This window comes from Arthrobacter sp. N199823, assembly GCF_002929705.1.
Classification (GTDB): Bacteria; Actinomycetota; Actinomycetes; order Actinomycetales; family Micrococcaceae; genus Specibacter.
Genome location: NZ_PJIN01000026.1, coordinates 1 through 4785 on the forward strand (window position 1 = coordinate 1; position 4785 = coordinate 4785).

Here is a 4785-nt window from a genome sequence, read left to right on the forward strand (position 1 = left end):
GCAATCCCAAAAGAGATGCTACCGATTGTCGACAAGCCAATGATTCAGTACATTGTTGACGAGATTGTGGCTGCAGGGATCAAAGAAATCCTCTTGGTAACTCACGCGTCCAAGAACGCGGTCGAAAACCACTTCGACACCTCTTATGAATTAGAATCTCTTCTTGAACAGCGCGTGAAGCGTCAACTACTGGCGGAAGTTCAATCCATCTGCCCGCCGGGTGTGACCATTATGAACGTGCGTCAGGGCGAACCTTTGGGTCTGGGCCACTCCATTTTGTGTGCGCGACCGGCCATTGGTGACAACCCATTTGTCGTGGTATTGCCGGACGTTGTTATCGATGACGCCAGCGCCGACCCGCTGCGCTACAATCTTGCCGCTATGATTGCGCGCTTCAATGAAACGGGACGCAGCCAGGTGCTGGCAAAACGTATGCCGGGCGATCTCTCTGAATACTCCGTCATTCAGACCAAAGAACCGCTGGATCGCGAAGGTAAAGTCAGCCGCATTGTTGAATTTATCGAAAAACCGGATCAGCCGCAGACGCTGGACTCAGATATCATGGCCGTAGGTCGTTATGTGCTTTCTGCCGATATTTGGCCGGAACTGGAACGTACTCAGCCTGGTGCATGGGGACGTATTCAACTGACTGATGCCATTGCCGAACTGGCGAAAAAACATGCTGTGGATGCAATGCTGATGACTGGCGACAGTTACGACTGCGGCAAAAAAATGGGCTATATGCAGGCGTTTGTGAAGTATGGTTTGAGAAACATTATGCTAGGCACAAAATTCCGTGGTAAAATAGAAGAAATAATTATAAATGATTTTTAATGAAGATAAAAGGCGGGAGAAAATAGTAATATGAAAGTCGTCAACCGATTATCTAAGCTAATGTTTAAAATATCAGATGATGTTTAGATCTTTTATGGTGATTTTTTGCTTCATGTGATTTAGAAAACGGTCTCTTGTTTTATTAGAGACGAATTTATTAAGATTGCCATGTTATAAGTTTGTGTTAGTGAACTGGTAGCTGTTAAGCCAGGGGCGGTAGCGTTGTTTTTTGCGTCTTGCGGGGTAGTATCTATACCCTCCCCCCTATTATTTGTTGCAAAGAGGTCTTTGGGTAAATAACGAGAAGTTAATGTTTACAATTAAAACTGTATTTGTGTTGAGGATATTCGGCGCTATACTTGCGCTGTCAACGAGTGTGATGATATCAAGAACGCTCAATATGAGTGAGGCTGGTGGGGTTTTCTTCCTATTATCAGTAACTGGAATAATATCGTCCCTATCCTCTTTAGGACAAAATAATTTAATTTTGAAAAAATGTGCCTCAGTTAAATATGCATTAAAAGCACGAGGCGTTTTTTTTCTTAGATGCATAAAACGGAGTGTTATATCCAGTATTATCTTATCTATCATTTTAATACCTATAATTCATTATTTTTCGCCACAATTATTATTACGAAATACATGGTGTTTGGCGATTCTGTTGATAATATCATCGTCAGTAAATATATTGTTATATTCCTTTTTACAGTCTCAAGGTCTTGTCACTTTTAGTGTTGTTCTGCAGTATATATTTCAACCCTTATTGTTTATTTTTTTTGTATTACTTATTGTTCTGATTAAAAATGAAAGTGTTTTACTGGTGTCTTTATCATACTTCTTCTCAATTATTCTTATTGGAGGAGGGGGGGGGGTATACTCGTATTATAAATTTAGGGACGATTTCAATCAGTTAGAAACAGAGTCAATACCGTTTAGACTGAAAGAATTATCAGAGTATTTCATTGGTAACTCATTAGGAATGCTGATTGTTCAATCTTATGTTGTACTTTCCGGTTTGTTGCTCCCAGCTGCTGATGTCGCTATTATTGCTGTGTCTGATAGAATATCCTTGGTTATAAATTTATTTGCAATGTCAATTAGCACAATTCTGGCACCTAAGGTCGCCAGTTTATACAGCCAAAGTAAAATGAATGAAATAAAAGAGCTAACTAAAAAAGCTATGTTCTTCATAATGATACCATGTGTTTTAATGGCTCTTCTGTTTCCCTTTTTTTCAGGGCTGATATTATCTATATTTGGTGTTCAATACAGTAATGCTAGCGAAGTGTTAATTATTTTAGTTATGACGCAGATTATTAATGCAATATTTTGCCCTGTATATGTTTTTTTAAATATGAGTGATCGGCAAGGTTTTATAAGTAAATTGCATATATATATGCTTATACCGTCTCTTGTTATAACATTTTATCTGACTAACATATTTGGTGTTGTTGGAATAGCTGTGTCTAAGTTAATTGTCGTGTCATTGATTAATATAATCCCATTGATTTACTGTATTTTATTGTTTAATCGAGTGATAAAGTGATGAGTTTATATTCTATTTTAAAAAAGTTAATTTTATCTTTTCATTACTATCTTTTTACTATTTCCTTTTTATCTGCGAAAAACGATAAGAAGTACTCCAATCGGTTAGATTTTGATGATTATGTTGCAGCTAAGCTAAGAAAACAGAATGAATATAAGAGGAAAATACCAAGTGTCTCTGTTATATATAGAGTCAAAAACGGATCTGAATATATAGAGGCATCTATATTGTCTATTTCGGGGTTAGCATCACAAATAATTGTTGTAGATAATAATTCTACAGATAATACAAGAGATATTGTAGAAAGATTATCGAATCAATTAGCTGATGTTTGCTCTATACAACTTTACTCTTATGATAAAAATCTCGCTATTGCTGGAGAAGGGTATAAAGATCAGGTGACAAAGGGAGATGGTTCACTGGCCGAATTTTATAATTTTAGTTTTTCTTTAGGTGATTGTGATTATTTAATGAAAGTCGATGCCCATTATATTTTTTCGGCATACGGTGTTGATATTTTGCAAAAGCAGATAGCAAAAAATTATGATGGTGTCGTTTTTCGAGGGTTAGAGTTTTTTGGGAAGTGGATGAGCAATGAGCTGTTTTTATATAAACGTTCACTGGGTCTGAAATATTGTGATGGCGAATTATATGAACAGTTAATGTGGGATAAATCAACCGTCAGGGTAAAAACTATCATTAAACCCCTTTACTTGCATGTTAAACGGTTATCCTATGTTAAAAACCTTTATAACACAAAGAAAGCCATATACGTAAAATACAATAAATAGGCAATAGAATGAATAATAAAAGAATATCAATAATAATACCAACTTATAATTCGAGCATAATATTAGAGGAAAATATTAAAATAATCAGTAGCTATAAGCAGTGTAAGATTTTTGTAATTGATGATGGTTCAGTTTCTGATGAAGCGCGCAAAAATAAAATTATTTGTAATAATTACGGGTGTAATTACACCTATACTCTTAATCAAGGCCCTTCTCACGCAAGATATGTAGGCTTATTGGATTCAGATACAGAATTTTGTTTTTTTCTTGATACTGATGATTATATTGCTGAATTTGCTCTTGATTGGGGTGTTAATTATTTATTAGAAAATAATGAGGTTGATGCCATCGTCTTTAGAAGTGATTATGTGGAAGAGTTTAATTGTAAAAACGAGACAGGTAATATCTTCACAATAAAAAAATATAACAGAGGATTAATACAAGAATGTATAGAGTGTTTAGGGTATCCAAAGCAATTTACTCTTGGTTGGAATCAATCTAATACGTTGTATCGTAGAAATAAAATCATTGATGCTTATAAAATAAGATATTTGACTTGGGGGGAAGATATACCATTAAAACTAAAACTAATTTCTGTTATGTCGCTAATTTCTGTGAGAACTCTGGGAGGGTCTCAAATTAAAATATCCTATGGACGGGGATATAAATATACACCAAAACAAATAGTTGAGCTTGCTCTGGAGGTTTACAGAACGTCCCTAAATAATGCATTTTGTCTTGCATTCATAACAGTTATAAGATATATGCTTTCATATTTTTATAAAAGATTAAAACAACTGTCCAGTAAAAGGAAGTGAGAATGAAAAGAAAACTTGTTGACTTTTGTATAATATCATTACCTCAACATAATGAAAGGAGAGATAAATTAAAAAATGAAATGGCGAAGTATGACATAGAATGTCGTGTTTCTCATGCTATTGATGGACGGAAATTATTGGCAGAAAAATACTTTTCTTTATTTAAAATTAGGTCCTCAAAGATGTTTGGAAGAGGTTTTTTAACTCCGTCGGAATTGGGATGTTTCTTGAGTCATAAAAAAGCTTTAACGGAATTTTTGGCGAGTGGAAGGAAATGGTTGGTGGTTTTGGAAGATGACGTTTTGCCCAAGGAAAATGTTAAATATTTGGACGAAATGATTAATTCATTCTGCTCATCAAGTGTCTATATTTTGGGTGGACAGGATGGTCTAAAAAGCTTTAGTCGTGTCATAATGGGGAGAAAATCAATATGTGGGGTGCGAAAAGTAATATTAGGTACACATCGTTGGTTATATAGGACATGCTGTTATTGTGTGGATATTAAAGGCGCTGAGAGAATTCTGAGGTTAATGGAAGAAAATAGTTTCTTTTGTGATGACTGGAGTTACATTGTAAGAAATGCGAAACTGGATAATGTATTTTATGGTCAATACTTTTCTCATCCTGTAAATTTAAACTCTAGTTCTATCGAAGCTGAACGTCTTTTTATTGCAGAAAAATGATATATATTATAATTAATACTATTGTGCTTTTTTATATGTTTTTGTTTAATGCATATAATCGTATTCCTTATGGGAAAATAATTATCGGGGGCATATGCGTTTTTTTTATGACT

5 protein-coding genes and 1 pseudogene are annotated in these 4785 nt (G+C 34.8%); all 6 read left to right on the forward strand.

Features of this window, described 5'->3' with window-relative positions; genetic code table 11:
• On the forward strand, nucleotides 1-834 hold an 834-nt coding region (gene galF, locus CXQ93_RS19935; RefSeq protein ID WP_104092558.1), incomplete at its 5' end, for a UTP--glucose-1-phosphate uridylyltransferase GalF.
• Between the two features lie 310 nt (nucleotides 835-1144).
• On the forward strand, nucleotides 1145-2380 hold the full coding sequence (gene wzx / locus CXQ93_RS19940) for an O21 family O-antigen flippase (RefSeq protein WP_045233210.1): 1236 nt from the start codon (nucleotides 1145-1147) through the stop codon (nucleotides 2378-2380).
• Nucleotides 2380-3171 (forward strand): glycosyltransferase, encoded by a 792-nt coding sequence (locus CXQ93_RS19945; protein WP_001445974.1) that lies wholly within the window; start codon nucleotides 2380-2382, stop codon nucleotides 3169-3171. The genes wzx and CXQ93_RS19945 overlap by 1 nt, the downstream gene beginning before the upstream one ends.
• Nucleotides 3172-3179: 8 nt before the next feature.
• Nucleotides 3180-3989, forward strand: a complete 810-nt coding sequence (locus CXQ93_RS19950) for a glycosyltransferase family A protein (protein WP_001445975.1) — start codon at nucleotides 3180-3182, stop codon at nucleotides 3987-3989.
• Between the two features lie 2 nt (nucleotides 3990-3991).
• Nucleotides 3992-4672 carry a glycosyltransferase family 25 protein gene (locus CXQ93_RS19955; protein ID WP_000823826.1) on the forward strand — a complete coding sequence of 227 codons (681 nt, stop codon included), beginning with the start codon at nucleotides 3992-3994 and terminating at the stop codon, nucleotides 4670-4672.
• Nucleotides 4669-4785, forward strand: a pseudogene (locus tag CXQ93_RS19960) (EpsG family protein); the annotation flags it as partial. The gene CXQ93_RS19955 and the pseudogene CXQ93_RS19960, both read left to right, overlap by 4 nt.

Bases quoted from the DNA above. Each gene is read 5' to 3' on its own strand.
- wzx (WP_045233210.1), top strand. From the start codon at position 1,145: ATGTTTACAATTAAAACTGTATTTGTGTTGAGGATATTCGGCGCTATA.
- CXQ93_RS19945 (WP_001445974.1), top strand. From the start codon at position 2,380: ATGAGTTTATATTCTATTTTAAAAAAGTTAATTTTATCTTTTCATTAC.
- CXQ93_RS19950 (WP_001445975.1), top strand. From the start codon at position 3,180: ATGAATAATAAAAGAATATCAATAATAATACCAACTTATAATTCGAGC.
- CXQ93_RS19955 (WP_000823826.1), top strand. From the start codon at position 3,992: ATGAAAAGAAAACTTGTTGACTTTTGTATAATATCATTACCTCAACAT.